This is a genomic window from Bradyrhizobium sp. SZCCHNS1022, assembly GCF_032484835.1.
In the GTDB taxonomy this organism is placed as follows: Bacteria; Pseudomonadota; Alphaproteobacteria; order Rhizobiales; family Xanthobacteraceae; genus Bradyrhizobium.
The window spans coordinates 130,399-157,205 of record NZ_JAUETT010000003.1 but is presented as its reverse complement, the minus strand read 5'-3'; the positions used below and the strand labels follow the sequence as shown (position 1 = coordinate 157,205).

The window sequence follows — 26,807 nt, the reverse complement described above, 5'->3', positions numbered from 1 at the left end:
ACGCCAAGCAATGTTCGATTTCGATGCCCTGTCGCAAGCGATCGCCCGCCAGACCGTGCTCTGCGTCGGCGACCTGATGCTGGACGAATTCGTCTACGGCGAGGTGTCGCGGATTTCGCCGGAAGCGCCGGCGCCCGTCATCGCGGTCGAGCGCAGCGAGATCAATATCGGAGGGGCCGGCAATGTCGCGCGCAACATCGCCTCGCTCGGCGCGCGCTGCATCTTCGTCGGGCTGATCGGTGACGATGAGGCCGGTCAGCAGCTCCGGGCCGAATTGGCGCGGGAAGCCGGCATCGAGAGCGTGCTGGTCGCCGATCGGTCGCGGCCGACCACGCGCAAGGTGCGCTTCGTGTCCGAACATTTCTCGACCCATATGCTGCGTGCGGATTGGGAGCGCGCGGCGCCAGCGTCCGCCGCGATCGAACAGCAGCTGATCGATGCGATCCTGCCGCTGATCGAGCGTGCCGATATCGTGCTGCTGTCCGATTATGCCAAAGGGGTGCTGACCGCGCGCGTGATCCGCCACGCGATCGACGCGGCGCGCAAAGCCGGCAAGCGCGTGATCGTCGATCCCAAGAGCGCGAACTTCGCGATCTATCGCGGCGTCAGCCTGCTGACGCCGAACCGCAAGGAGTTCTCGGAAGCGACGCGCAGCCGCGCCGACACCGAGCAGGAGATCGCCTCTGCGGCACAGGATGCGATCCGGCTCGCAGATTGTGAAGCGATCCTGGTCACCCAGAGCGAGCGCGGCATGACCCTGGTGCCGCGCGACGGCGCGCCCGTGCACGTGCCGGCCTATCCGGTGAAAGTGTGCGACGTCTCGGGCGCGGGCGACACGGTGGTTGCGGTGCTGGCCGCAACGCTCGCGGCGGGGGCTGAATGGGAGGACGCCCTGCGGATGGCGAGCGCCGCAGCAGCGGTTGCGGTGAGCAAGCAGGGCACAGCCAGTGTGACGGCTGCCGAACTCCGGCGAAAGGTCTTGCCGCATGCCTATCTCGCTGCCGAGGAGAAGATCGTTCGCGACGACAGTGATCTGGAGAGGCGCCTTGCGGCGTGGCGGGCGCAGGGCCTGCGGGTCGGCTTCACTAACGGCTGTTTCGACATTCTGCATCCGGGGCATGTGAAGGTACTCGCGGCCGCGCGCGCCGCCTGCGACTGTCTCGTCGTCGGCCTGAACAGCGATGCGTCGGTGAAGCGGCTGAAGGGCGAGGATCGCCCGGTGCAGGATGAACGTGCGCGCGCCGAAGTGCTGGCGGCTTTGGAGGCGGTGGATGCGGTGGCGATCTTCGGTGAGGACACGCCGATCCGCCTGATCGAGCTGGTGAAGCCGAGCGTCCTGGTCAAGGGTGGCGACTACACCCGCGAGCAGGTGGTCGGGCACGAAATCGTCGAGGCCGCGGGCGGCCACGTCATGCTGGTCGATATCGTCAGAGGTTTTTCGACGACCGCCCTGGTCGATCGCGCCCGGGGCACCAAGCGATGACGGCGCTGACCAGCCATTCCGCAGCCGTGTTGCCCTTGCGGCGCTGGCGCGATCCCGCCGCCTGGCGGACCACGGTGGATGTGGTCGCGGTCCTGCTCGCGGCCGCGCTGCCCTGGTCGACCTCGCTGGTGTCCATCCTTGGCGTCGTCATGGTGATCACGATGCTGCCGCATCTCGATCGCGACGCCTTTTGGCGCTCGCTGCGGCGGCCGATCTCGATCGCACCTCTTGCATTGTTCGGGCTCGCGCTGGTCGGGACCTTGTGGTCGGACGTCCCCTGGGGGGCGCGCCTCTATGCGGTAGGCCCCGCGGCCAAGCTCCTGGTGTTGCCGGCGCTGTTCTATCATTTCGAACGGTCGGAGCGCGGCGTCTGGGTCTTTGTCGCCTTCCTGGGCTCCTGCGCGCTGATGGTCGTGATGTCGACCGCGGTCGCGTTCGATCCGGCACTGGCGCTGAAGCCGAACGCGGATCGTGGCATCTTCGTGAAGAATTATATCGATCAAAGCCAGGAATTCTCGCTCTGCGCGGTGGCGCTGGCCTATCCGATGGCGCGTTTCGTCGGCGAGAAGCGCTGGCTCCTTGCCTTGCTGATGCTCGTGCTCATGCTGGCCTTCCTCGCCAACATGCTCTTCGTCGTCACCTCACGCACCGCGCTGGTGACGATTCCGATCATGCTCGCAGTCTTCGGCCTCATGCATCTGAGGTGGCGAGCAAACCTTTTGATCCTGCTGGGAGCGGTTGCGCTCGGCGCTGCCGCCTGGACGGTTTCACCGCAGCTCAGGCAGAAGGTCGCGACCTTCACGAGCGAATACCAGGCCTATAAGGAAGACCGTGCCACCACCTCGATCGGCGAGCGCCTCGAGTTCTGGCGCAAGTCGCTGCACTTCTTTGCGGAGGCCCCGGTGATCGGCCACGGCAGCGGATCGACGCGGCATCTGTTCGAGCTGGCGGCCAGCGGGCGCTCCGATCTCGCCTCGGGGCAGGTGATCAGCAATCCGCACAATCAGACCCTCAACGTCGCCGTGCAATGGGGCCTGCTAGGCATCATTATCCTCTATGCGATGTGGCTGTCGCATCTGCTGCTGTTCCGGGGCGACGGGCTCGTCGCCTGGATCGGTCTTCTGGTCGTGGTGCAGAACGTCTTCACCTCGCTGTTCAACTCGCACATCTTCGATTTCCACGAGGGCTGGATGTATGTCATGGGGGTGGGGGTTGCCGGCGGCATGATGCTGAAAGCCCGGCTGCAGGATACGTCATCGAAGAGTGCCGCGGCATGACGCAGGGTTTGATTCACGGGTCGGTCACGGCATGACACGTCTGTCCCATCTGACGTATCGCAACATCCTGATTGCGGCGCATGACCTGTTGGCCAGCGTGGCGGCGTTGTTCGCTGCATTCTACATCCGCTTCGAGGGCGCCAGCGCGTTCTGGGACCGGGCTCCGCTGCTTCTGCAGATCGTACCCTATTTCGTCGTCTTCAGCTTCATCGTCTTCTATGTTTCCAGGCTGATGACCACCAAATGGCGGTTCATCTCGCTGCCCGATGCGCTCAACATCGTCCGTGTCGCCACCGTGCTGACGCTTGCGCTCCTGGTGCTCGACTACGTCATTGTCGCCCCGAACGTGCGCGGCACGTTCTTCCTCGGCAAGCTCACCATCATCCTGTTTTGGTTTCTGGAGATTTTTGCCCTCAGCGCGTTGCGCTTTGCCTATCGCTATTTCCGCTACACGCGTGTGCGCCATCACGCCAGGACCGACGATGCCGCGCCCGCGCTCCTGGTCGGGCGCACGGCAGATGCCGAGGTGGTTCTGCGCGGCATCGAAAGCGGCGCAGTGAAGCGAATCTGGCCGATCGGGATCTTGTCGCCGGCGGTTTCCGATCGCGGCCAGATCATCCGCAACGTTCCGGTATTGGGCGGGATCGACGACATCGAGGATGTTGCGGCCGATTTCGCCCGGCGCGGCAAGCCGATCGCACGCGCCCTGATGGCACCGTCCGCGTTCGAGCCGGAACTGCACCCGGAAACCTTTCTGATGCGGGCGCGCCGGCTTGGATTGATCGTGAGCCGGCTGCCCTCGCTCGAAAGCGGCGATGCGCCGCGGCTCGCGCCAGTGGCGGTCGAGGATCTCCTGCTGCGGCCGAGCGAGAAGATCGACTATGCGCGGCTGGAAGCGCTGGTGAGAGGCAAGGCTGTCGTCGTCACCGGCGGCGGCGGCTCGATCGGCTCGGAGATCTGCCATCGTGCCGTCACCTTCGGCGCGGCGCGGCTCTTGATCCTGGAGAACTCCGAGCCGGCGCTCTATGCGATCACCGAGGCGCTCGCCGCCGCGAACGAAGGCAATGCCGCCGTGGAAGGCCGCATCGCCGATATCCGCGACCGCGAACGGGTCTTCCGCCTGATCTCCGAGTTCAAGCCGGAACTCGTCTTCCACGCCGCGGCGCTGAAACACGTGCCGATCCTCGAGCGCGATTGGAGCGAGGGCGTCAAGACCAACATTTTCGGCTCGATCAACGTCGCCGATGCGGCGGTGGCGGCCGGCGCCGAAGCGATGGTGATGATTTCGACCGACAAGGCGATCGAGCCGGTGTCGATGTTGGGGCTCACCAAGCGCTTTGCCGAAATGTATTGCCAAGCGCTGGACCGCGAGTTGGCCGAGCGGCACGGCGGCAGGTCGCCGATGCGGCTGATCTCGGTCCGCTTCGGCAACGTGCTGGCATCGAACGGCTCGGTGGTGCCGAAATTCAAGGCGCAGATCGAGGCCGGCGGCCCGGTGACGGTCACCCATCCGGACATGGTGCGCTATTTCATGACGATCCGCGAAGCCTGCGATCTCGTGATCACCGCGGCTTCGCATGCGCTCGCGCCGGAGCGGCCGGGCGTCTCGGTTTACGTCCTCAACATGGGCCAGCCGGTGCGGATCGTCGAACTCGCCGAACGCATGATCCGGCTCTCGGGCTTGCAGCCCGGCTATGACATCGAGGTCGTCTTCACCGGGATCAGGCCCGGCGAGCGCCTGAACGAAATCCTGTTCGCGAGCGAGGAGCCGCCGGTCGAGATCGGCGTGGCCGGCATCATGGCCGCCAAACCGAACGAGCCGCCGATGCAGGTGCTGAAGGCGTGGATCGCGAGCCTGGATCAGGCGATCGGTCAGCATGATCCTGTGGCGATCAAGGCGATCCTGAAGGACGCGGTGCCGGAGTTCGGGTCAACCGCGGCGTGAGGCTTCCATCGCCCGCGGTCGCGCGAACCGGTGCAGCGCGAAGGCGACCGCACCGGCTCCGAGCATCAACAGCACAACGTCTGCCGTCCATGATGCGAGTGCCACCGATAGGCCCGCGAGAGCAGCGAGCACGAGGTTGAGCGCGAAGACGTCGCTGACCACGCGAGCGACCGTAAAGCCGTTGTCGGTCGCGCGCTGGTAGAAATGCGTGCGGTGCGCCGCCCAGAATGGCTCGCCACGCAGCATCCGCCGCAGCAATGTGAGGGTCGCGTCCGCGAGGTAATAGAGCGGCAGCAACAGTGCAGCCACGATATGACCGCGCCAGGCGAGCTCCAGCAGGCACCAGCCGAGCAGAAGCCCGATCGGGAGGCTGCCGACATCACCAAGAAACACCTTTGCCACCGGCCGGTTGAACGGCGCAAATCCGAGCAGGGCGCCACACAGCGCGGCCGCGACGAGCGTGGCCGGCAACGGCATCAGGCCGAACACGCCGAGCGCCGTGAGTGCCGCCGTGATCGGCACCGCCTCGGCCGCCGTCATCAGGTCGAGCCCATCCATGAAATTGACCAGGTTGACGAACCACAGCCCGGCGATCAGCAGAACCGCGCGCTCCAGTGCGAGCGGCAAGACGGGCACGAGCCTGAGCTCGCTCGGAGCCATGAGAACGACGAGGCCGACCGCGATCGCCTGCAAGAGCAAGCGCGGCAGCACGGGTATCGGCCTGATGTCATCGACCAGCCCGACCAGGGCGATGAGCGGCGTGGCGGCAAGCAGCAGTACGGGCGGAGCGGCGCCGGTCGTCCACGCGTAGCCGCCTCCGATCAGAAGCGTGGCCGCGATCACGGCGATTCCCGCACCTTGTGGCGTCGGCACCTTGTGTGAGGAGCGGGTGTTCGGCCGGGCAAGCGCGTAACGCTGGAGCAGCGGGCGCAGCAGGACGATCAGGGCCGCACAGATCGCGGCTGCGCTCAGCGCGACGACGAGAAGGGCAGGAAGACCGGCTGTCATGATGCAACCGGTGAGCGGGACGTCAGCCGGTCGTAGAGTGCGACGACCGAGCGGCCGATGATCTTGGCTGAAAGCTTGTCTTCGACCAACTGCCGCGCAGCCTGGCCATAGCGCGCCCGCAGCTCCGGCGATTGCGCCAGCTGTTTCATTGCTTGCGCCAGCGCGGCCGGATTCTCGATCGGCACGGATAATCCTGTCTCGCCATTGATCGCGATCTCACGGCAGCCGGGCGCATCGGTCGAGACCAGCGGCCGGCCGCAGGCAGCCGCCTCCAGCAGGCTCACCGGCAGGCCCTCGCGGTGCGAGGGCAGCACGGCGATATGGCAGCGCCGCCATAATGTGGCGATGTCGTTGACATGGCCGAGCAGCGTGATCCCAGGCTCTCGCTGCCATTGCTCGATCTCTTGGGGCGAGACCGAGGCTGGATTGGCCGGGTCGGGGCTGCCGGCGATCAGGAGGTTGAAATCGAGGCCTTCGGAGTGCAGGAGCCTATGCGCCGCGACCAGGGCGCGGACACCCTTGTCGGTCAGAAGGCGTCCGGCAAAGCCGAAGCTGATCGGTCCCTCCGGCTCGGGCAGTGGCTGAAAGCGATCGGTATCGACGCCGGAACCCGGGATCAGGGTGATCTTGTCCGTCCGGACTCCGAGTGCGCGCAAGGCATCGCGATCGTCCGGGTTCTGCACCAGCACGACGCTGGATGCCCGGTTCATCAGGCGAGGCAGCAACGCCACCATGGCCTGCTTCATCAGCCGCGAGCGCAATGTGGTCGAGGTGAAGACATAGCCCAGCCCGGTGATGGCATTGACCGCGGGGGTAGAGCTGCCGAGCGCCGCCAGCGAGCCGAGCACGCTCGCCTGCAGGCCGGAGTGGTGAACGACATCGGGCTTGACCCTTGTCGCAACCGCCCGGATCGCCCGGACCGTCGGAAGTGCGGCCGAGGGCGACAGGCCGCCTCGCTGGAACGGGATCGGATGCAGGACGAAGCGCTCGGCCTCGATCGCGCCCGCGCCGGCGTTGACATTGGTGGCGACATGCACCTCGTAGCCGGCGTCGCGCGCGGCGCGCGCCATCGGCAGGCGATGCATCAGAAACGCGTAATCCTCGTTCGCGACATAGAGGAGCCGTCGCGGCGGGATAGGGGTGGGCGGGGGCATTCGGTTCACGATAACGGTGCTCGGAGGCGCCATATACGGCAAGCCGGTGCGTTCGGCGAGGGGGATCGGCCCGCTCAGAGCAAATGGAAATTCGAGAAATGCGCGAGCAGTTCTGCTGTCGTCATCGGTTCGATCGTGATCGCGTCATGCACCGCATGCGATATCACCGCGATCGCCATGTCGTGGCTAAGGGTCGGAAGTGGGGCCGGCTGAGTCGCTGACATGGTCGGATTGCCCGTGGAGGCAAAATTAAATTCGGCGATCTGGCCGAAATGCGCGGGAGTCGGAAGGGATGCAAACACTGCTGCAGAGATGGAGTTCTGGGGAGCACTGCCGCTGATCGTCGGCCCGGATGCTGCTGTCCCGTATTCAAGCGCGCCGCTTGCGCCATCGCCTGCGAAATGGAAATTATCCTGAGCGACAGGTTGCACGAACGGCAGTGCGGCGCCAGGGGAAGCAGCTGCTGCCGATTGCACGGCGGCCATGACAGTATGGGCGGGGATCCCGATCGTGCCGTCGCCATTGAGATCTTGCTGGAAGCTCGTCTCCAGCGTTTCCAGCGAAGCGGTGCCTCCGGGCACTGCGCCGATGGCGTTGCTAACGTAATTTCCGCTGCTGTCCGTGTTCCAGACGGTATACAGATCTGCGCCCGTCATCTTCCAAGCGACTTGATAGCCGCTGCCAGCAGCTTCTGCGCCGATCGGCATCCAGCCGCCCATTTGGCCAACGACCACGGCAGAACCGCCAAATTTGATCTGCGGGCCGGTGCCGCCGCCGACGGGGTTCAGAAAATATGTCGTGCCTGATTGGACGAGGCTCGTTGCACCAAGGCTTTCGATGACGGTGGTTGGAATGCCAATAACGCCATCGCCATTCAGATCCTGATGGAAGCTGATTTCCAACGCCTCTAAAGACGCGTTGCTTCCACTGACAGCGCCGATCGCATTGCCGGTGTATGCGCCGCTGCTATCGGTGTTCCAGACGGTATAAAGATCCGAGCCCTGAAATTTCCAGGCGACCTCGTAGCCGCTGCTTGTGATCTCGGCGCCGATGGGCATCCATCCACCTAGCTGCCCAGCCAAGAGCACGGACCCGCCGAACTTGATCTGCGGACCGCTGCCGCCGCCGACCGGGTCAAGAAGATAGTTCGAGCCCGCCTGTACCAAGCTTGTTGAGCCCAGAGCCTCGATCACGGTGCTGACTACCCCGATGGTGCCGTCGCCATTGAGGTCTTGATGAAACGTCGTCTCCAGCGCCTCGAGCCCACTGTCGCCGCCCGGGACAGCACCTATCGCATTGCCGATGTAATTGCCGTTGGAGTCGGTGTTCCAGACCGTATAGAGATCGGCGCCGGCCATCTTCCATGCAATCTGATAGCCGCTACCCGTCGTCTCGGCGGCGATCGGAGTCCAGCCACCAAGCTGGCCGACCACCAAGTTGGCCCCGCCGAATTTCAACTGCGGTCCGGCGCCACCGGCGACCGGATCGAGGAAATAGCCATTGGCCACTTGAACGAGACTCGTCGACCCCAAGGATTCGATCACGGTCGTCGTAACGCCAATGATGCCGTCACCGTTTAGATCCTGATGGAGGCTGGTCTCGAATCCTTCCAGAGCAGCGCTGCCACCCGCAACTGCGCCAATCGCATTGCCCGTGTAGTTGCCATTACTGTCGGTATTCCAGATCGTATAAAGGTCGGCGCCGGCCATCTTCCATGCGATCTGGTAGCCGCTGCCCGTAATTTCCGCGCCGATCGGTGTCCAACCACCCAGTTGCCCTGGGGCCAAGGCACTGCCGCCGAACTTAAGCTGAGGTCCGGTGCCGCCGGCGACAGGATTGAGGAAATAGCCAAAGCTGGACTGCAGCAAGCTGGTTGACCCGAAGGATTCGATCGTCACCGGCGTAGCGGAGGTGAGATGAAATCCCAGCGCGTCCAATTGCTTCAGGTCGACCGCGGTCAGCATCTGCAGGGTGCTGCCCGTGTAGAACTCGTTGAACGGGTCGTTTGGGCCCTGCACGCCACTGTTGAGGAAGTCGCTCGCGTCGGAGTTCTGACCATAGTCGGCAAGCTTGGTGTAGCCGCCGTCGAGGGAAAAATAGGCCGGCGAAGCGGTTGCGCCGCCCGTGAGCAGCGCCACGCCTGGGCTCGAAAACCGATAGAAATCGAAAATGTCAGGCTGCGATCCGTAGGGCACGCGGCCGAACGCATGGGTCAGCTCATGCAGTGCGACGCCGACGAGAAGGTTCGGATCAATATCGGTGGCGAAGGTGGCGCTGCCGTCGTCCGTCGTTGTGTCGTTGGCGCCAAGAACTCCCCACAGCTTCAGCTGCGAGTTCCAAACTGCAACGTAGGATTGCCCTTGGAAGGTCGATCCTGATGGCAGTGCGTTGAACGTCGTATCTCCGAGACTTGCATTATTGATTAGATTGGCTCGGACGTTCGAATAGGTCTGCCACTGCCCGACGTCTGGGGTCGCACCCGCGCCGCCACCAGTGCCGCTGTAATCGATCTTGAGATTGACCGTGATGTGGTCGGAAATGGTTGAACTCAGGATCGCGGCCGCCTGCTGGATTCCGGCGCGGAACGCGGCAGGAGCAGCCATCGCGGCCGCATCGAAAAGCAGATTGATGGTCAATCCGCCGGATGTGACGGCAACCACGGAACCGATACCGCCGAAACTGCCTTGCGCAGGCTGAGCCTGGACGGCCTCTTCCGGAAGGTTGACCGGCGTGCTTGGAGGCATGTCGGCCGTGCTGTTGTCTGCAGAAGTCAGCCCCGTCATCGCTCTGGTTCCAGATGCTCGCAAAGCTCACGCATGATGAGGGCGCATTTGCGCCCGACGATCACGGGTGAAGCAAAATAAATCGCACCGTCGTGCCCTTACCTACCAGAGGGAGAGTCTTTTCGAGAAATTAAAGTCTGGTTCTCACCCCTGATCCCCACCCGGCCGATTATGCGGATTTAGCCGATTGGGTCCAGCAACTCCGGTATCCGCGCGAGGAAGGCCGGCACCGGAAGTGCAGCGCCGAAATTGTAGGGATTGTCGGCAAGTGTAACGAGATACCGATCGAGCAGCGCGCCGCCCTCGCGCAAGGGCCGCGTGCTTCCGTCCAGACAATCAAGCTTGTAACGGACGGCGGCGGTGATGTCCTCGGGTCGGTTGGCGTGGATCTCAAGCCCGTGCCGTGCCAGCACGCCCGTATCGATCAGGAGCGCCTGCAACGGCTGACGATAGGTCTCCCGCAGCGAGAGATAACGTCGCGCCCGGCGGTCGTAGACCGGCCGCAGGGTGAAATCCGTCTTCTCGTGCCAGAACTGGCAGTCATTGGAGATGCAGTTGACGAGCAGCATCGGTGTGCCGAGCGCCTGCACAGCAGTGGTGAGGCCTGAGGTGGTCCCGACGAACAGGCGTGCCTCCGCACAGAGAAAAAGATCCATCTCGGCCGATTTGATGTCGCTATGGGCATAGTCGAACACGCCGGGCAGGCCGCGCAGCGGCGTCATGCTGCGGTCGCCGAGCCTGACCACCGCACCACCGCGCGAGGTGATGTGGCCGATGGCCTCCAGATAATCGCCGACATTGGCTGAACGATGCTGTCGTGTGGTGCCGGGTCCGTCGCCGTGATAGCCGCCCTCGCGGATGTGCATCGCAACGAACCAGTCGGCGGTGACACCGGCGCTGCGCAGCTTGGCACGACCTGCCTCGCGAAGGTGTTGCGGGACTGTGACAATTGGAGCGCGCCGCTGTTCCGCCCAGGCGACCTGAGCACGCGCCGCCGCATGCGCCCAAGGCTCGGCGAGACCATCTTCGCCCCGCACTGCGATGAACTGATCGCCGACCAGACGCTGATAGGGAAGCAGGTCATCGACCAGCGCGGGATCTTCGATGATCGTCAGATGCGGGGCGAACAGGCTTAGGAACGCTTGATTGATGACTTTCGCCGGAGGCGCCAGCAGCACGTAATTGGCTGCCGGCACGATGCCGAGCTCGGCCATACGCAGATGGCAGTCGATGAAGCCGATATGGCCGATCAAGGTCACCCACTCGTAGCCGAGCAGTCGCACCGGCAGGTTGGGCTTGAAGTTGATGCTTACGCCCTTGATCCGCTCCAGGAGTTCGTCCGGAATCGACCACCTCTGAGCCAGCGTGTCCTGATGGTCGAGCGCGGCTTGATAGCAGCGGAAGGTGTCCTCGTAGCGGCCCTGATGATAGAAGTTTTCGCCGAGCTGGATCAGATTGTCATAGATCAGGAGCTCGCCGGCATGCTGTAGCTCCCAGGTGCTTGGCGTGTAAGCCGATGGATCATAGCCGCCCGCATAGTTTTGATGCGCCATGACCGAGTGGGGATCGCGCTTCACCGACGCGGCGAAGCATTCGGCCGCGCTCGCATGATCGTGCATTAGCACATAAACGCAGCCGAGCTTGCGCAGGGCGTTGCTGTCGCCCGAGGCCGCCGCTCGCTTCAGGAAATGCTCCGCGACCGGATAATTACCGCGGTACATGTGTGCGACGCCGACGGCGAAATTGATCGCAAAGCTGTCGATCTCCTCCACATGCGGGACCTCGCGGACGATGCGGTCGTAGGCGCTGCAGAGCGCGAGCGTTGTGAAATAGGCCTGGGTACCGAGGCCGCGCCGCGCGCGGACCTGGGCGCGGAAGATCAGGTTGAGCAGCCGCACCGCGCGCAGCGCGCTCGGCTTGCGGCTGGCCGCAAGGTGCATCTGGGCCGCGCCCGCCAGCGCTATGAGAATCAGCCGTGCGGCGATCGTGCCCACCCGAGAGCCACGCGCCAGCCTGTGCTCCGTGAAGCGCAAAAGGGCTGGGCCTGCAGGTGCCGCGATCATCCTGCGATCGATGACGTTGGCCGCACGAATCGTGAGCGGCAGCAATTGCCGCCGGCGTGCGCTCAGAAAGCCGTAGAAGCGAAAGGCAAGCCCCGTCAGCCAAGCTTTGGTCGATCGTCTGCCTTGTCTCTCGTCGGTCTGAGCGGGCGAACTTGGCATGACCGGGCCTGGCTCGGCGGCGGCGTGGCTCGTTTGGAGCCTGGTGAGGCGATGCCGGAGAGTGCCGATGGGGGCCCGCGCGGTCATGGGGCACGATAGGCCGGCGTTGCCGCGACGATCGCACTGCGCCTCGCGCGTTGGGCGAGCAGGCGCATCAGCGACATCGGTCGGGTCCGGAGCGTGGCCCAAGCCAACGCGGCGAGGCGGCCGGGAGAGCCCAAGCCGAGCAGAAGCCGCAGCAGATGCGCATCAAACGGGCCGCCATCGAGCAGGGCGGCCGCATGCGCCGCCTTGGCAGACGCAGGCGCATCCGTCCCCAGCACCATCCGTACCGCGCCAAAGCGATTGCGGCGCGCGAACAGCGCGCCGTAGCCGGGCGGGAACAGAATGCTGTCGGAGATGCGGGCGCTGATCTCGGCCAGCTTGGTTTCCAGAGCAGTCGGATCGGTTGCGGTAGCCGTCGAGTAGTTCTGGCCATGGATCCGCCAGTAGCCGAGGATCTCCGCGATGAAATAGAAGCCATAGGTGAGGGCGAGCCGGCGCGCGAGGAACGCGTCGGAGAAGGAGCCGAGGCTGACGTCGAAGCCGCCGAGTGCTTGCAGCGCCTCGCGCCGGTAAAGCGACACGGTGCCGGAGAAATAATTGTCACCCGCGAGCAGAATGCGCCGGACGTCAGCCGGCTGCAGCATCGTCGATTGCGGCGCCGGCAGCATGATCGGCCGCAGCATGCGGGCATCCGACGCTCCTGTAGGCCCGATGATTTCGCAGCAGGCGCAGATCAGGCCGGCCTCGGGGAAGCGCGTTGCCTGCGCCAGCGCTTTCTCCAGATAGCTCGGATGCAGGGCATCATCGGCGCCGAGAAAACCGATCCAGTCGGTATCCGCAATGGCCAGGGCTTCGTTCTGGCCACGCACCACACCCTGATTCGTCTGGTGCCGAATGAGCTGCCAGGTCGGATTGTCCACCAGGAATCGCGAGATGACGGCGATGCTGTCATCGGTCGAACAGTCGTCGATAATCAGGACGCGATCGGGAGCCCGGGTCTGTCTGGCGATGCTGCCGAGGGATTCCGGCAGATATCGCGCGTGATTGTAATTTGGAACGACGAGCATGACGCGCGGAGGCGACAGCGATGCAGTCCTGGTGGTCATCACGTCACATCCCGCCGCATCGTTCAGGCGTTGGACTGCTCAGGCAGCCGGCAGCTCCTTCAACACGTCTTCGAGTGCCCCGAAGGCGCGCGGCCGTCCGCCCTCGAGATAGAGGCCGAGATTGCATGTGTCGCGCAACAGGCTGTGATCGTGCGAAGCCAGTACCACGATGCCGGAGCGCATCGTCATGTCCTGCAGCCGCTCATGCGTCTTCTTCCGGAACTGCGCATCGCCCACTGCGATCCACTCATCCATCAGGATGATATCGCCGTGGATGGAGACGGCGATCGAAAAGACCAGCCGCAGCAGCATGCCGGAGGAATAGGTGCGAATCGGCAGTTCGAGATAGTCGCCGAGCTCCGCAAATTCGACGATCTCCGGCACGCGCTCCTCGATCTCTTCCGGGCTGAGGCCGAGGATGAGCCCGCGAGTGCGAATGTTTTCGTAGCCGGATGCCTCCTCGTCCATGCCGAGCCCGATATCGAACATCGGGACATTGCGGCCGACGACGCGTAACGATCCTCGCGTCGGCTCATAGATTCCGGCCAGCACTCGGATCAGGGTGGTCTTGCCGGCGCCATTATGGCCGACCAGCCCGAGACGATCGCCCTGCTTCAGGGTAAAGCTGATGTCGTCGAGGGCCTGCACGAACTGAAACGAACCTTCGTTCTTCGACACCTTGCCGCCGACCCGCGAGGCGGCCTTGATGGCGAGGTGGCGGAACGAACGCGCGTTCGGCGGTGCCACCGGAAACTCGATGCCGATATTCTTGGCTTCAATCAAGGTCATGATAGACGAGTCCAACAATCCTCGCGGGCGGGTCAGGCCCAGTAGACGACGCGCGCGCGATAGCGCGTGTAGATGTAGACCATGGCACCGGTCAGTACAGCGATGAATCCAACGGCGCCGGCCCAGCTGGTCAGGCTCGGGACGGTGCCCATCAGGGGATCGCGGGTGATCGCCAGCAGGTAGGCGATCGGGTTGATCCCGACGATCAGATCGCCGCCTTGGATTCGCGATGGCTCCCAGATGATCGGTGAGATGAAGAACAGAAGTTGCAGCACGGCGGCCATCACCGGGGGCACATCGCGATAGCGCACGCAGATCATGGAAACGATGATCGATGCGCTGACGATGAAGACGTAGACCAGCGCCAGCCCGAACACGCTGAGCAGGCTCGCAAAGCCGATCGACCACGGGAAGACGAGCCAAATGAATGGGATGATGGCGATGTTGTGCAGGAAGATGATCAGGTTGCGCTGAACCATGCGCATCACGTGGATCACGATCGGCATATCCACTGCCTTGATCATGCCGCCGGCATTGATCATCGTGTAGCAGGCCTCGCTGAGCGAGGAGGAAATGAAATTCCAGATGGTGATGCTGATCATGAAGTGCGGAAGGTAGGTCTTCATGTCAGCGCCGAGGAAGCGGCCGGCGACCGTGCCCATGATCAGCGCCGTGATCGCGTTGGTGGCCGTGATCCACCACGGTCCCAGCAGGGTTCGGCGGTATTTGGAGCGGATGTCGCCCATGGCGAGCGCCCGCCAGGTGACGTGACGGGTCACGATAGGGGCAATATCGGCGCGGCAGCGCGCCCAGGAAAAGCGCGGCCTTTCCGCGACCACAAACCGTTCGACCTGTCCATCGGTCACGGAGGTCATCCTGCTACCTCGTCAAGTGTCGTAAGTCTTTGGCTGGCCGGGCGAAAATGCCAAACCCGGAGTCTCGCCGGCGGCGCTGCCACGGCGCTTGCTGGACCATGTTCCGGAGAGACTGTCAACCGTTCCGCGAAGCGTGCGCAAGCGCGGCGGCCCGGGGGGCGCAGCGCTTGCCAAGCGGTTCAGATCGCGACCGAGCCGGATGCCTCGACGACCCGCGGCTCCGGCAGGGGCACCAGGAAACGGCCGCCGGCCTCCAGATAGGCCTGGTTCCGCTTCAGGATCGGGTCGGCGTAGATCCAGGCGAGAATGACGACGATATCGGGCTTTCTGGTCGCAAGCTCTGTCGAAGGCAGCACCGGAATATGGGCGCCCGGGCTGTAGCGGCCCTGCTTGAGCGGATTGTCGTCGACGATGAACTTGACGCGGCTTTCCAGCTCGAAGTGGTAGAGCAGGGTGGTCGTGGTGGTCGAGGCGCCATAGGCTGCGACCAGCTTGCCCTCGGCGATCGCCTTGTCGAGATAGGCCAGCGTCCTGCGCTTGCACTGCTCGATCGCCGCAAACCAGTCCTGGTAGATCTTGGGCTTGGTGATGCCGCGCCGCTCTTCCTCGGCGATCAGCTTCGACAGCTCCGCCGAGCGCGGGCGCTTGCCGGTCGATTTCGGCTGCGCGAAGGCGCGGATCGAACCGCCCTTGGTCGCGGTACGCTCGACTTGGAACAGCGTCATGTCGTGCTTGTTCAGGAAGGTCTCGAGCGGGATCAGCGCGTGATGGGAGACGTGCTCGTGATAGATGGTGTCGAACACCATGTTGTCGATCATGTCGACGATGTAGGAGACCTCGAACACGAAGGCGCCGTCGTCGGCAAGCAGCAGGCGGATGCCCTTCACCACATCCGACATGTTGTCGATATGCGCGAATACGTTGTTGGCGCAGAACAGCTTAGCCTCGCCCTGGTCGGACTTGATCTTGGCAGCCAGTGCGCTGGTGAAGAAGTCGGGAATCGTCGGGATGCCGTCGGCGGTGGCGGCCGCGGCGATGTCGCGCGCGGGGTCCACGCCCTGGACCCGCATGCCTTCGTTCTTGAACGCTTTCAGGAGCGAGCCGTCATTGCTGCCCATCTCGGCCACGAGGCTGCCCTTGGGGATGCCGAGTGTCGAAACCACCGATTGCGCATAGCGCTTGAAATGCTCGACCAGGCCCAACGAGACCGAAGTGCGATAAGTGTAGTCGCGGAACAGGATGTCGGGATCGACGACGTCGAGATTCTGCAGGTGGCCGCAGTCGAGGCAGAGGTAGCAGTCGAGCGGATACAGATCCTGCTTCTCGCTCAGCCGTTCGGCGGTGACGAAGGCGTCGCCGATCGCTGAGGGCCTGATCGGCAGCACATGTTCGAGCTGGGTCGAGCCGCACAGGCGGCAATCGGTCTTGTGCTTGACGTGCTGCATGTCGTGTCCTTGGTTGGCGATCCCTTGAGAGGCAAGGGACGGTCGGCCGAAGCAAAATCGCGGCCGCTTTTACAGGCCCGCGAAGCTCTTGGCGACCTCTTCTTGCCAGACTGTGGAGACCCCGCCGTCCAGAAACAGGCTTTGCCCGTTGATAAAGGAGGCGCGCTCGCTGCAGAGGAAATCGAGCGCATCGGCGCATTCTTCGGCCGTGCCGAGCCGGCCGAGCGGCACCAGCCGGCGATAGGTGTCCATCAGCTTTTCGTTCTGCTCGTAAAATACCCGCGATTCGCGCTTCAGATAGGTCAGCGGCATGATGGCGTTGACGCGGATGCCGCGCCGGCCGAGGGTTGCGGCATAATGGCGGACCATCGCATTGAGGCCGCCCTTCACCACGTGGTAGCCGACCGGCTGCGAGCTGCCGACGAATTCGGCATAGACCGAGCTGACCACGCCGATTCCGCGGTCTCCCGCATCGGCAAAATGCCTGGCGAAGCCCTCGATCAGGTCGCGCGATGCGGTGAGGCCGACCTGGATCTCGCCGGCCCAGGGGTCGCCCTGGCCGCGGAAGCGCTGGCTCAACACCAGATAGCGAATGGGGCCACCGGCCTCGGCGACCCGGTCCCACAACCCGGCGAAGCCCTCGCTGCGTTCCAGGTCGGCAGGGAAGTGGCGCAGTCCGGCCTGATCGGGAAAGTCCGCGGGGCGCTGCCGCGACACCACGCTGACCGCGCAGCCGCGGGCCAAGAAACGTTCGACCACCACCCGGCCAAGACCCCGGGTGCCGCCGACGACGACGGCATGCGGGGTCATGCCGCGGCGTCCTGCAGGGCCGCGACCCGCCGGACCAGCTCGGCCTGATAGGTCGCAGCCTTGGCGGTGTCTCTGTCTTCGGGCGCGAAATCGGCGAACACCGACGCGCCAGGGCGGAACGGACCGTTGGTGATCTCGTGCACGACCAGAAGATCGCTGCGGATGATCAGGGTGTGGAAGAACGCATTCGACATCCGGTAATAGAACGGCCGGCGGCCACCGGGGGCGCCGAGTTCGACGACGCGGTCGATCTCGCCGTCGTCGCGGAATACGACGATGTCGACCTCGCCCTCCACGATGTGGAAGGCCTCGCTCTTGCCGGGGTGCTTGTGCGGCCGGATGTAGGAGCTGGCGTCGATCGCGATGATCATCTCATGCAGCGTGTCTTCGCCGTCCGGGTGCGCATTGATCCGCGCCCGCCGCTTCGGGCTGGCCTTGACTGCGGCCTTCAGCGTCTCGATCTCGGCCGGCCCCACGGCGGCAATCGGGCCCTCGGCGAGGAAGACCTCGGGGGATTTCTGGACGAGCGTCATGCGGGGTCCTTCAGGATCGAATTGTCGAGCGCGGCGTAGATCGAGCGGAATTGCACGCCCCTGGCGGCAAGAGGGGCGAGCTTGTCGCGCACCTTGCCTTCGATATGCGGAGCGACCGCAAACAGGCACAGCTTGATCCGTTCGTCGGCCAGCAGCCGTTCGGAGCCTACCACAGGCCTGTGGAAGCCTGGGGGGAAAAAGCCGGACTTATCCGCATCATCGTCGACCGCCAGCGCGATCAGGTCGGCGAGGCCGAAGGCGTTGACGAACATGATGGCGTGATGGCCGATGCCGAACAGGGCGATGCCGGTCCGGTCCGGACCAGCAAAGGCGGACAGCCTGCTGCGCAGCTGCGCCCGGGTGGTTGCAAAATTGTCACGGTAGACCTGAAACAGGGCGGAGGGGCCGCGGGCTGCTGGCGGCAGGGCGGCCGTATCCGCTCTCTCCAGGACGGCCACCAAGGCATCCTCCAGCACCCCCGGGTAGCGCAGCAGGGCCGCCACCCGATAGCCGCTGACCGCGGCCAGGTCGCGCAGAGTTTCCTCGACGAAATAGCTGCTGTGCTCTTCCCACAGGAAGCAGTAGTCGCGAGCGGCCACGAACTTGCTGCTGTCCGGGACTTCGATCAGCAGCAGCCCATTGTTGGAAAGCAGCTGCTTCAGCGCCTGGAGTGCGCGAACCGGTTCCGGCGCGTGTTCGAGGATGTAGCGGCAGGAGACGATGTCGAAGGTGCCGAGCTGCGCCGCGCGAGCTGCGAGGTCGGAACCGTTGAGCATGGCCTGCCAGCTTTCCAGATAAGGAAAACGGCCTTCGACGGCGGGAAGGTCGAGCGCCAGCGCGCTTGCGGCGAGACCGCGTGCACCGAGCCGCGACAACAGGGGTTGCTCGAACGGACCGGTGCCGAGGACGTTGCGGGCCTCAGGCCGCAGCGCGAGCAGTTCGCCGGCCAATACATCGAGATGGCCTTCCGGCTCGCGGTATCGGATCCAGGGAACCGTCGGGACCAGCGTATCTGAGGGCGGGGCCTCGCGGAGCTGGACGAGCCGGCAGGTGTCGCATTCGACGATGTCGAGTGTCATCCGGTGTTCGACGCGGCCGTCAGGCGTGAACCGGTTGCAGACTGGGAGGGCGCTGAACGAAAGCGCCTGCGTGGTGATCGGCTGACCGCACAGTCGGCAGCTGGACGATGATCGGGTGGGCATGGTTCAGCTGGATTGCTCGAACAAAAAGACTGGCTCGGTCGCCACTGTATCCAGGGCGCCGGCCGCGCAAAGGATGTTGCCATCCGCAGGCAACCGCAATAGCAGTGTACTTGGGAACAATACAACGTAAAATATTCGGCCTGCAACAGACGCGAACGGGTGTGTAGGTAGGACAGAAATCCGCGTCGTCTATGAACTTCGCGCGAGTGCTCGCTGATAGCCAAGATTTGCCCCTTCTGGAATGCCATTCGGCGAATGTTGGCGGCCTGGGAACAGCAGCTGGTGCAGCTTCGGATCGAAATGAGCGGATAGAAGTGCCGCGGCGAGGGGACGCGGACGTCGAATTCGCTGCACGAAGGAACTCACTTTTGGGTTGCACCGTAATGGCCCGATGCGAAAATCACGCTCGCATGAGCTTGTCCCGAATCGGACCGGCGACTCGGAGCTTTCCCGATTCAGATCGTACATCCGTTTAGGTGAGATGCTGCACACGATACTTGGGAGCGTTTACCGACAACTGTTTCGTTACATAATTTGACGTTGGTAAGAGGGGGGCACCGGTGTGAAAGATATGGTTCAAGTCCTAAGGTCGATCTTGCGCATCATCTGCGTGAGTACGGTCTTCTTCTTTGTTCTTCTTGCGGCCGGCGCAGGGTTCCTCAACTCCGTGCTGGCGGGATTTACGGCTTTCGTCTTCAGTTCGGTGGGGCTTGGCCGGATCGTGCTCGAGTGGCTGGCTTTGTGGTCCACAATTCTGCTGATTGTCGACAAGGCAGGGCTCTTGCCGATCGCCGAATGGGTTCATGGGGTCATCACGATCATTGGTCGTGGGTTGACTTGACGGTTCTAACAGATAGGCCGCCTGTGTTGCTGGCCGTCAATTCGAGAGGTTCTGGATACGAACAGCATAGCCTTTCTCCTGGTCTGTCGCAGGCCGCGTGGGTTTCAGAACGCGGACATGGCGCCGTGTGAGGCGGAGTTGGGGTATCGATGCAGCGCTTCAAAGCGTCGTTTGATCTGCTGGGCCTAATGCGTAGACGCGGAATCGTCGAGCTGTTCCCCGCACCAGAGGATTTGCCGGCCGGACTTGTGCGTTCGAGAGAGCTGGCCCTGCTGCAGGCGCAGCGATGGGCGCGCATCCTGAACGCTTGGGCTGCCAGCCTTCTGAACCTTCTGCCGCCTCGCCTGGCCTTCCTGATCCTATTCTCCTTCGAGATCGGACAACTTCGCGGCCGTCGCCTGCTCGAAAGAGCCTATCAGGTCCATGTGGCCTCTCTGCTGGCGAAGAAGCCAGACCAGCATTTCGCGGGATCACTGAGATGGTGCTTTCCGGTGCAGTCGGCGGAGCTCTTGGTCCGGATTGGGGCCAATCGGGAAGCCTATGATCTGGTCGTGCAGGATCGGCTGGCAGCCCGTTCGCCGGACTTGGCGAACATGATGGTTCGCTCGCTCTTCGAGCTTGGAGAGTTCGACAAGGCGTATCGGCTGACCTCGCAATTGTCTCTGAGATCAGGTTCGGAACTGGAGTGTCATCTCGTCTTTCTCAAAGGCATGATCGAGATCATAGCGGGCAGCGAAGCCGGCGCGATCGAAAGCATGTCAGTCGCGTGTCGTGGTGTCCCCGATTACATGCGTCCTCACCAAAACATGGCGTCGCGTCCGGCGCAGAACTACCGTCCTAATCCTCTCGACTTCGCTTGCGGCTCCGCGGGCAGGCTATTCGATCTCTGCAACTTCACGGGCCAGCGCGTGACCCATGTCGGCCGGGGCGATCTCGGCATCCGCCTGTTCGCGAGAGCGCTTGCGGCGCAGTCGGAACTGCGCAAGGCAACGCCGGCCGTGTCCGCAGAAGTCAGTCACTTGTTAGGCAGGTTGGGGATCCCGCTGGACCAATTGCGGATCCTTCCGGAGGAATGGACGGCCCAGATCGGTCATCTCGGCATGCTCGACATCCTGTTCCGGATGCGTGACCTGGGGTGGTGGGCGGGAAAGCCGCTGATCGTCGCGCGACCGAACCTGGTGGCCAACAGGACGTTTTTTCGGCTGTTCGAACGCTTTGCCGATGTCGTCGTGATCGGGGAAACCGTGTCCCAGGCGGTCGGCGAAGAACTCCTGTCTCTGCAGCGCTGGTACGGCATGAATTTCAATGTGTTCCAACTGCCGAACGGCGAGATCGTGCCGTGGCAGGAAGCTGGGGCGCTTGCCATCGTGCAATGGGAGAAGGAGGTCCGGGGCCATCCCTTGCGCGACGAGTATGACCGCATCTTCGGAGCGATGCCGAAAGTGCAGGACGATTTTCGGCGGATGCGCGAATCCTGGGGCATGAATCCGGACGACTGGTACGTGTGCCTGCACGCCCGCGATGCTTCCCATTATTCCGAGGTCGATGGGACCGGCCAGACGCATCGCAATTCGACGATCAATACCTATTTGGATGCGATCCGCGCGATCACCGGGAGGGGCGGCTGGGTGATCAAGCTCGGCGGTCCGAATTCACCCAGACTTCCCTCGCTCGACCGTGCAATCGACTATGCGTTGAGCGACTTCCGATCCGATTTGATGGACATTTGTCTTATCCGGAACGCCAGGGCGTTCATTGGCACGACCTCGGGATTGACGAATGTCGCGATCAGCTTCGGGATCCCAAGCGCCCTCGTCAATTGTATCACGACGGATGCGCAGTTGTGGAACAGCCGCGTTCGGTTTGCGCTGAAACCGGTGCGCCTGGCGGACGGAACGATGCTGACACAAGCGCAGCTCACGTCGACTCCCTGGCGCTGGCGCTTGTTCGACGCCTGCGTTCTCCGTCGCAACGGAGCGCAGCCGCTCAACAACACGTCCGATGAAATCCGCGCGGTCACCGAGGAGGTCGTCAATCCGGCATCCAGACATGCGACGAAGGCTGACTCGCAACGTCTCCTGTCGCGTTGGGACGAGCAACTCACGATGCCACATTATTATGGCGCGAGTACGATCAGCTATTACTATCTCTGCAAGTACGAAGACGCCTTCTTGGCGCCTGGACTGACCTCGCCGCCGACAAATGTTCCTCGGGCGGCCATACCACGACCATTAGCTCGATAGCGACAGCGGCCATCTGCGTTCCTTGATCGTCAAGGTCGATAGTGGAGAATGGGCCGGCAGGGGCGCGTATCAAGCCTATCCACAGCGGCGTTGGCCATGGTGAGCGGCCTCGCGACGTTCTTCATACATCGCGCTGTTCCTCAGGACTCTCTCAGCAGGTTTTGTGCATGCTTTTCCAAGAAATACTTGCTCGGCCGCGAGCTGCCGAAGAAGCCCGGCACTTGAACGTGACGCTCCCAGCTGCCGTCGACGCCGGGGGGAGGTCCTTTCCGCCGGGGATCGGAGATGTCGAGGACCTCGCGCACGGTTTCCAGAATCTCGTCCGAACTGCTCTCGCCCACGGCGAGTCTAGCACGCGCCATGGATTCATGTGTCGGGTAAGCCCAGCGATATTGCTCCGACGTCCACTCGCTTAGCGAAAGCATGGTTCCGTCCGCCCTGTGCACCGGCTTCAGCGCAAAGCGGGTGTCCCTCGACCACAACAGACCGATCGAGCTCAACGCATTCACCATAGCCGTCGGGATGCCAAAGCTACTTGCCACATAGGCAAAGCCGGAGGTCGTGCCGATGAACATGCGGGCGCGACGCATCAGATGGATGTCCATTTCCGGAAACTGATCGTCGCTGCGGGCGTAGTCGATCACCCGGTCCATCATGGGAAATGGTGGCACCCTGCGACCGCCCATCCGCACGACCCAGCCACCGCACTCGGTGATGTGGCGTACCGCATCGAGATAAGTCGCGAGCGAGGCGTTGCGGATGGATTCGCCGACACCCTCGGTATCGTTCCGCGCCTGGGCATCCCGCACGTGCAGGCAGACGAACCAGTCGCCGTCGGCCATACCCCATCTGCGCCGATATTCCTGGTAAGTCTGCTCGACGCGATCGTCGGCGAGCAGGCGGCGATCGTAGATGTCGCGCAGCGGAAAGGTCCGTTGCCGGCTTTCCCATTGCTGGAGGGCAAGTGATCCGGCATCGTTCCAGTACACGGCCCGTCCGTCCTCGAACTGGAATGCCTGATGGGAATCGCCGATGAACGGCGTGAGGCTGGCGAGTTCGTGCCACACTCCGGCGCTGACGTTCTCGCCCAAGGTCAGCGTTGGACAGATATCCGAGAACAACGATAGGAACGGCTTGTTGGCGATCCGGTCCTTGTAGGCCAGGAGCATCGGCTGGCCTTGCCACCACCCCATCTCCCGCATCATCAGATGAACGTTGAGGTGGCCGTTGTGGCCGATCAACGCGCTCCAGTCCGGAGAGAGAAGCTTGACGTCCGACAAATCGGTGTCGAGCTTCTTCAGAATGGCCTTGAGCTGAGGGCTGGGAGCCGGAAGATGACGGCGCAGCCGCTGCTGCGTCTCCCTCAGCTTGATATAGACCTGCGGTACGTGGAAACCCTCCCCGCTGTGATATGTTGTCAGCAGAAGATTGCGATAGGCGTAGAAGAGGTTGATTTCCGACAACACCTTCCGCTGCGGATGGTCGGCGGGAAAACGCTCCCAATATTGGCCGCGGTCCTCGCGTGCGGTGAGAATATCGTCGTGCCTGGGAAGGCCGAGCTGAATGACGAGGGTCTCGATCAGTTCTTTGTCGCAGAAGAATTCCGGGACATAGCGGTCGAGGGGAGCTTCGAACAGCTCGGGATCACCGTCTCTGCGTGCATCGCGTTGCCTTCCTTCGAAGGACATCTGCTCGAAACGGAAGGTTCGATGCTCCAGCATGATCTTGATCAGCTCGGCAAACAGGCGGAGGTGCTGCGGTCGGAGCACAGTCCAATTGATCGTGTGGGCCTGCGCCAGCAATTCCATGAAATAGCCGGACGTCAGCTTCTTCGTCAGCTTGCCGATCGCGTCCATGAACTCGTCGTCGACCCGATCCCAATCGATGTTGGGAAACAGCTCCAGAACGCGTTTCTCCTTCTCGCACATGAGGAGGAAGAGGATCAGCTCATTGCTGTACAGATCCGAGCGGCCGCTGGCGAGCACCCATTGCATCTCCTTATCCAGGTCGGGACCGCAGAAATACCGAAACTGCCGGTCAAATTCATTCCGGTGCGCATAGCGGTGAAAAATGAGTGTGACCATGAATGCCTGTTTGAACGTCATCAGGGCAAAGATCAGGTCCTTCAAAGATTCCGCCCGTTCCCGACCGGCTGCATTGAGAAACCTGCCGATTGCCTTCACAGCATGCGCGGCCAGGTTCGATTTCAACGATCGTCGGAGATCACGCAGGCGTGGCGCGGAACGCCCGGGCGGATTGGGATGAATGGACTCGGAGAACATTCTAGGGCCCCTGACGATATCGAAGGTTCCGTGCAGCGCTGCTTCTGTAGCCAACCGCCTCGCATTGAGACAGGCCCGTCGGGCTTCCGGATGGGGATAGCGCCCGAGCCTGGCAGGAGCATAGAGCGCGACTGCGTCTGCTGCCAGTCCGGGCGCTTGCAGCCGTAACAGGAAAGGGGATGCGAACGGTCCTGTGCCACGGCTCGCTGTGGCGGATCCGGGGCACCTGGGGCGCAAGCAAGTCCGGCGGCGGTGCTTCGCTCAATTGAACCAATTGGCAGGCATTGCACTCGATGACATCGCGCTTGAACAAGCCGTCAGCCTGTCCGCTGTTGCCGAAACCGCTACACAAGCAAAGGCGGCGACATCGGAATGTCGTGGAAAGGCCCACGACACCGGCGAGCGAATTCATTGAAGTCGGATGGACTTGCGGCACGCCCCAAACTGGCTGCTTCTGCAAAACTGAGGGAAATCTCAGGTCACTATGTTACGTTGTTCTCGATACAAGCGCAACTCATGTTACGTGAGGCATTTATCAAAGGCGGCGGCTCTCAGACACGGGAGCGATGGCATATTGGGCGGATTCGGGTTGATCGGGTGGGGGCTTCACAGTAATCGTTGCTCGCTGTTCTGTGAACGCGCTGGAGGTGCGATTGCCGCTCGATACAATCTCGACCGAGAGCCTGTCCGTCGACAGCTCCCTGGTCCTCCGTCGGACGCCCGCGGAACGAACATTCGGCAGACTTTATCCCATTCTGCTCGGCCTTCTCAGGCGGGTTCCGGCCCGGCATTTTTTGCGTAATCTGGCTTTTACGCTCTTGCCTTTCGGGGCCCGATTTCGTCTGACGATGCTGTTTCGTCACTTCTTCCAGCATCCGGCATTGGACCGGCATTTCGTCTTTTTCTGCGGTCCCTTTCTCGGCAGCCGTCTGAGTTGGATCTTTCGCAGTCGTGTTTGGAAACGATACCCGAACGAGGTTGCCTTCTATCTCCTGCTCTCCGGCTACCGGAGAGAAGCGCTGCCCCTTTTCCGCCGGCTGAAGTGGGACAGCGATGATTCGATCGCCGAAATCGCACTGCAAGCCACGGGTGCGGTCGGGGATGGTTACTCGATGGATCTGCTGACGCAGATGCATTTTTTGGATTGGCCTCGGGCCGCCGAGAGGTCGCATTCGTTGCGTACATTCGTTCGGCTGATGTTGGAGCATCGCAACTTCCAATACGAGGAGCGCGCTTTTCGGGGGCACGTCGAATTCGATCAAGTTCCGAGGGACGTTCCGGTCGAGCAATTCATTCCTTATTTCTTTCGCGACCGGGAGGTGATCGAGCGTCTGATGAAGGACCTTGGTCTTTCCGATACGGCCGGCGTGCTCGGAAAGTTGGACGAGGCTGGACAGTATTGGGAGCATTTTCCTGCGTATTTTCCGGATCGCGCCCTCTGTCTCGATGTCTATCTGTTCTATGCCTATCGCGAACTCCTGCTCAGAACCTACCACAATGGGGAAGGGGATAAGGTGCCCCTTGTGTACCGGCGTGGTCTGGACACCCAACGTCGCCTTCGCCGTCATCTTCCCAAGCCATCCCCCGAATTGAAGCGCGTGCTGGACGGGATCGGAGCGGAGCTCGGCGATGTGAGATTGCTATCCCCGGACTGGAGCGCACTGATCGGTCATAACGGTCACCTCAACGTGCACCTGATGATGCGGAGCATGGGATGGTGGAAAGGACAGCCGGTCCTGCTCGCCTACAAGGACAGGATTGCCAACAAGCCGTTCCTCTCCTTGTTTTCGGAGATCTGTCCAACGCTTACGCTCGGCGAAAACGTATCTGCCGGTGTCTGGTTCGAGCTTGCGAGTTTGACACCGTTCCTGGGCGACTCCCATCAGGCCTTCGAATTCCAGGACGGCCGCTGCGTGTATTGGAACGATGCAGGCGCGATGGCCCTTCAGAAATGGGAGCGCGAAGGCAGGGGATTCCCGCTTCGTGACATCTACGACGCGCGTATGCAGGCTGATGATCGGATCGAGATTCTATATCAATCGCTCCGCGAGAAATGGGGGCTTGCTCCCGACGATTGGTTCGTTTGTCTGCATATGCGTGATGCCGAAGCGCGCGGAGAAACGCTCGGCGTCGGTGAATCGATCCGCAGTTCGAACATCGGCAATTATTTCGATACCGTCCGCTACATCACGTCGATCGGCGGTTGGGTCATCCGCATGGGCGGTCGTAAAGCGCCGCCGATGCCCGAAATGCCGCGGGTGATCGACTATGCCCGCTCCGAAGATCAGGTGCCGGAAATTGATATCCACCTGATGCGGCGTGCGCGCATGTTCATCGGAACGACGTCCGGCTTTGCCTATGTGGCATCCAGCTTCGGGATTCCGACCGCGATGGTCAATGCGCTGAGTTCGGTCGGGCTGCTATGGTCGAAGGACACACGCTTTGCCTTGAAGCCGGTCCATACCGCGGAGGGGCGGATGTTGTCGTTGAGCGACGTCACGTCAGAGCAGTGGCGATGGACATTCCCGACCTACGAGACGGTCAGGAGCGCAGGCCTCACGGTAAGCGAAAGCAGCTCCGATGAGATTCTCGAGACGACCAAGGAGGTTCTCGATCTCTCGTCCGGGCGTCCGGCCATTCAGCCTGTCGATGATGCCTGGGAAACGCGGGTACATGTTCCGGGATTCTTCGGCAGTTCGCGTCCCTCGCGCTACTTCCTGGAAAAATATTCCGCTTCGCTGCTGGCTGATTCCTAAGAGTTCGC

At 62.7% G+C, this 26,807-nt stretch carries 18 protein-coding genes; 6 read left to right on the top strand and 12 right to left on the bottom strand.

Features of this window, described 5'->3' with window-relative positions; all coding sequences use genetic code 11:
• Nucleotides 1-10 precede the first annotated feature (10 nt).
• The 3 genes from rfaE1 to QX071_RS20160 are packed head-to-tail and all read left to right on the top strand — an operon-like array spanning nt 11 to nt 4,705.
• Nucleotides 11-1,483, top strand: coding sequence for a D-glycero-beta-D-manno-heptose-7-phosphate kinase (gene rfaE1, locus QX071_RS20170; protein WP_315704431.1), 1,473 nt, complete (start codon nt 11-13; stop codon nt 1,481-1,483).
• Nucleotides 1,480-2,760, top strand: a complete 1,281-nt coding sequence (locus tag QX071_RS20165; protein WP_315704430.1) for an O-antigen ligase family protein — start codon at nt 1,480-1,482, stop codon at nt 2,758-2,760. The genes rfaE1 and QX071_RS20165 overlap by 4 nt, the downstream gene beginning before the upstream one ends.
• Nucleotides 2,761-2,791: 31 nt before the next feature.
• Nucleotides 2,792-4,705 (top strand): SDR family NAD(P)-dependent oxidoreductase, encoded by a 1,914-nt coding sequence (locus QX071_RS20160; protein ID WP_315704429.1) that lies wholly within the window; start codon nt 2,792-2,794, stop codon nt 4,703-4,705.
• Here QX071_RS20160 and QX071_RS20155 read toward each other — a convergent pair.
• From QX071_RS20155 to QX071_RS20105, 11 genes are all read right to left on the bottom strand, one after another.
• A complete protein-coding gene (locus tag QX071_RS20155; RefSeq protein WP_315704428.1) occupies nt 4,691-5,713 on the bottom strand; it encodes a glycosyltransferase family 4 protein in 1,023 nt (340 codons plus the stop codon). The two genes, QX071_RS20160 and QX071_RS20155, sit on opposite strands and share 15 nt — an antisense overlap.
• On the bottom strand, nt 5,710-6,867 hold the full coding sequence (locus QX071_RS20150) for a glycosyltransferase family 4 protein (RefSeq protein ID WP_315704427.1): 1,158 nt from the start codon (nt 6,865-6,867) through the stop codon (nt 5,710-5,712). Before QX071_RS20150 ends, QX071_RS20155 begins: the two co-directional genes overlap by 4 nt.
• A gap of 74 nt (nt 6,868-6,941) precedes the next feature.
• Nucleotides 6,942-9,650: an NF038122 family metalloprotease gene (locus QX071_RS20145; RefSeq protein WP_315704426.1), complete on the bottom strand. Its 2,709-nt coding sequence runs from the start codon at nt 9,648-9,650 to the stop codon at nt 6,942-6,944.
• A 179-nt stretch (nt 9,651-9,829) separates the two neighbouring features.
• Nucleotides 9,830-11,872: a TIGR04372 family glycosyltransferase gene (locus QX071_RS20140; protein WP_315704425.1), complete on the bottom strand. Its 2,043-nt coding sequence runs from the start codon at nt 11,870-11,872 to the stop codon at nt 9,830-9,832.
• Between the two features lie 83 nt (nt 11,873-11,955).
• On the bottom strand, nt 11,956-13,023 hold the full coding sequence (locus tag QX071_RS20135; RefSeq protein ID WP_315704424.1) for a glycosyltransferase family A protein: 1,068 nt from the start codon (nt 13,021-13,023) through the stop codon (nt 11,956-11,958).
• A 39-nt stretch (nt 13,024-13,062) separates the two neighbouring features.
• Entirely contained in the window at nt 13,063-13,812 is a 750-nt protein-coding gene (locus QX071_RS20130) for an ABC transporter ATP-binding protein (protein ID WP_315704423.1), read from the bottom strand.
• A gap of 32 nt (nt 13,813-13,844) precedes the next feature.
• Nucleotides 13,845-14,687: an ABC transporter permease gene (locus tag QX071_RS20125; protein WP_315704422.1), complete on the bottom strand. Its 843-nt coding sequence runs from the start codon at nt 14,685-14,687 to the stop codon at nt 13,845-13,847.
• A gap of 179 nt (nt 14,688-14,866) precedes the next feature.
• Nucleotides 14,867-16,132, bottom strand: a complete 1,266-nt coding sequence (locus QX071_RS20120) for a class I SAM-dependent methyltransferase (RefSeq protein WP_315704421.1) — start codon at nt 16,130-16,132, stop codon at nt 14,867-14,869.
• Between the two features lie 69 nt (nt 16,133-16,201).
• Nucleotides 16,202-16,942 carry an SDR family oxidoreductase gene (locus QX071_RS20115; RefSeq protein ID WP_315704420.1) on the bottom strand — a complete coding sequence of 247 codons (741 nt, stop codon included), beginning with the start codon at nt 16,940-16,942 and terminating at the stop codon, nt 16,202-16,204.
• Nucleotides 16,939-17,475 (bottom strand): WbuC family cupin fold metalloprotein, encoded by a 537-nt coding sequence (locus tag QX071_RS20110; RefSeq protein WP_315704419.1) that lies wholly within the window; start codon nt 17,473-17,475, stop codon nt 16,939-16,941. The genes QX071_RS20115 and QX071_RS20110 overlap by 4 nt, the downstream gene beginning before the upstream one ends.
• Nucleotides 17,472-18,677, bottom strand: a complete 1,206-nt coding sequence (locus QX071_RS20105) for a class I SAM-dependent methyltransferase (RefSeq protein ID WP_315704418.1) — start codon at nt 18,675-18,677, stop codon at nt 17,472-17,474. The genes QX071_RS20110 and QX071_RS20105 overlap by 4 nt, the downstream gene beginning before the upstream one ends.
• Nucleotides 18,678-19,287: 610 nt before the next feature.
• Here QX071_RS20105 and QX071_RS20100 point away from each other — a divergent pair.
• Nucleotides 19,288-19,518 (top strand): hypothetical protein, encoded by a 231-nt coding sequence (locus tag QX071_RS20100; protein ID WP_315704417.1) that lies wholly within the window; start codon nt 19,288-19,290, stop codon nt 19,516-19,518.
• Between the two features lie 188 nt (nt 19,519-19,706).
• Nucleotides 19,707-21,761 (top strand): TIGR04372 family glycosyltransferase, encoded by a 2,055-nt coding sequence (locus tag QX071_RS20095; RefSeq protein WP_315729590.1) that lies wholly within the window; start codon nt 19,707-19,709, stop codon nt 21,759-21,761.
• A 140-nt stretch (nt 21,762-21,901) separates the two neighbouring features.
• Here the strand turns inward: QX071_RS20095 and QX071_RS20090 are convergent, their stop codons facing one another.
• Nucleotides 21,902-23,944 (bottom strand): TIGR04372 family glycosyltransferase, encoded by a 2,043-nt coding sequence (locus QX071_RS20090; protein WP_315704415.1) that lies wholly within the window; start codon nt 23,942-23,944, stop codon nt 21,902-21,904.
• Between the two features lie 752 nt (nt 23,945-24,696).
• Between QX071_RS20090 and QX071_RS20085 the strand changes: the two genes are divergently transcribed.
• Nucleotides 24,697-26,799, top strand: a complete 2,103-nt coding sequence (locus tag QX071_RS20085) for a TIGR04372 family glycosyltransferase (RefSeq protein ID WP_315704414.1) — start codon at nt 24,697-24,699, stop codon at nt 26,797-26,799.
• Nucleotides 26,800-26,807 lie beyond the last annotated feature (8 nt).

What these genes read in the sequence shown, in the direction of transcription:
- rfaE1 (WP_315704431.1), top strand. Translation starts at nt 11, where the DNA reads ATGTTCGATTTCGATGCCCTGTCGCAAGCGATCGCCCGCCAGACCGTG.
- QX071_RS20165 (WP_315704430.1), top strand. Translation starts at nt 1,480, where the DNA reads ATGACGGCGCTGACCAGCCATTCCGCAGCCGTGTTGCCCTTGCGGCGC.
- QX071_RS20160 (WP_315704429.1), top strand. Translation starts at nt 2,792, where the DNA reads ATGACACGTCTGTCCCATCTGACGTATCGCAACATCCTGATTGCGGCG.
- QX071_RS20155 (WP_315704428.1), bottom strand. Translation starts at nt 5,713, where the DNA reads ATGACAGCCGGTCTTCCTGCCCTTCTCGTCGTCGCGCTGAGCGCAGCC.
- QX071_RS20150 (WP_315704427.1), bottom strand. Translation starts at nt 6,867, where the DNA reads ATGCCCCCGCCCACCCCTATCCCGCCGCGACGGCTCCTCTATGTCGCG.
- QX071_RS20145 (WP_315704426.1), bottom strand. Translation starts at nt 9,650, where the DNA reads ATGACGGGGCTGACTTCTGCAGACAACAGCACGGCCGACATGCCTCCA.
- QX071_RS20140 (WP_315704425.1), bottom strand. Translation starts at nt 11,872, where the DNA reads ATGCCAAGTTCGCCCGCTCAGACCGACGAGAGACAAGGCAGACGATCG.
- QX071_RS20135 (WP_315704424.1), bottom strand. Translation starts at nt 13,023, where the DNA reads ATGACCACCAGGACTGCATCGCTGTCGCCTCCGCGCGTCATGCTCGTC.
- QX071_RS20130 (WP_315704423.1), bottom strand. Translation starts at nt 13,812, where the DNA reads ATGACCTTGATTGAAGCCAAGAATATCGGCATCGAGTTTCCGGTGGCA.
- QX071_RS20125 (WP_315704422.1), bottom strand. Translation starts at nt 14,687, where the DNA reads ATGACCTCCGTGACCGATGGACAGGTCGAACGGTTTGTGGTCGCGGAA.
- QX071_RS20120 (WP_315704421.1), bottom strand. Translation starts at nt 16,132, where the DNA reads ATGCAGCACGTCAAGCACAAGACCGATTGCCGCCTGTGCGGCTCGACC.
- QX071_RS20115 (WP_315704420.1), bottom strand. Translation starts at nt 16,942, where the DNA reads ATGACCCCGCATGCCGTCGTCGTCGGCGGCACCCGGGGTCTTGGCCGG.
- QX071_RS20110 (WP_315704419.1), bottom strand. Translation starts at nt 17,475, where the DNA reads ATGACGCTCGTCCAGAAATCCCCCGAGGTCTTCCTCGCCGAGGGCCCG.
- QX071_RS20105 (WP_315704418.1), bottom strand. Translation starts at nt 18,677, where the DNA reads ATGCCCACCCGATCATCGTCCAGCTGCCGACTGTGCGGTCAGCCGATC.
- QX071_RS20095 (WP_315729590.1), top strand. Translation starts at nt 19,707, where the DNA reads ATGCGTAGACGCGGAATCGTCGAGCTGTTCCCCGCACCAGAGGATTTG.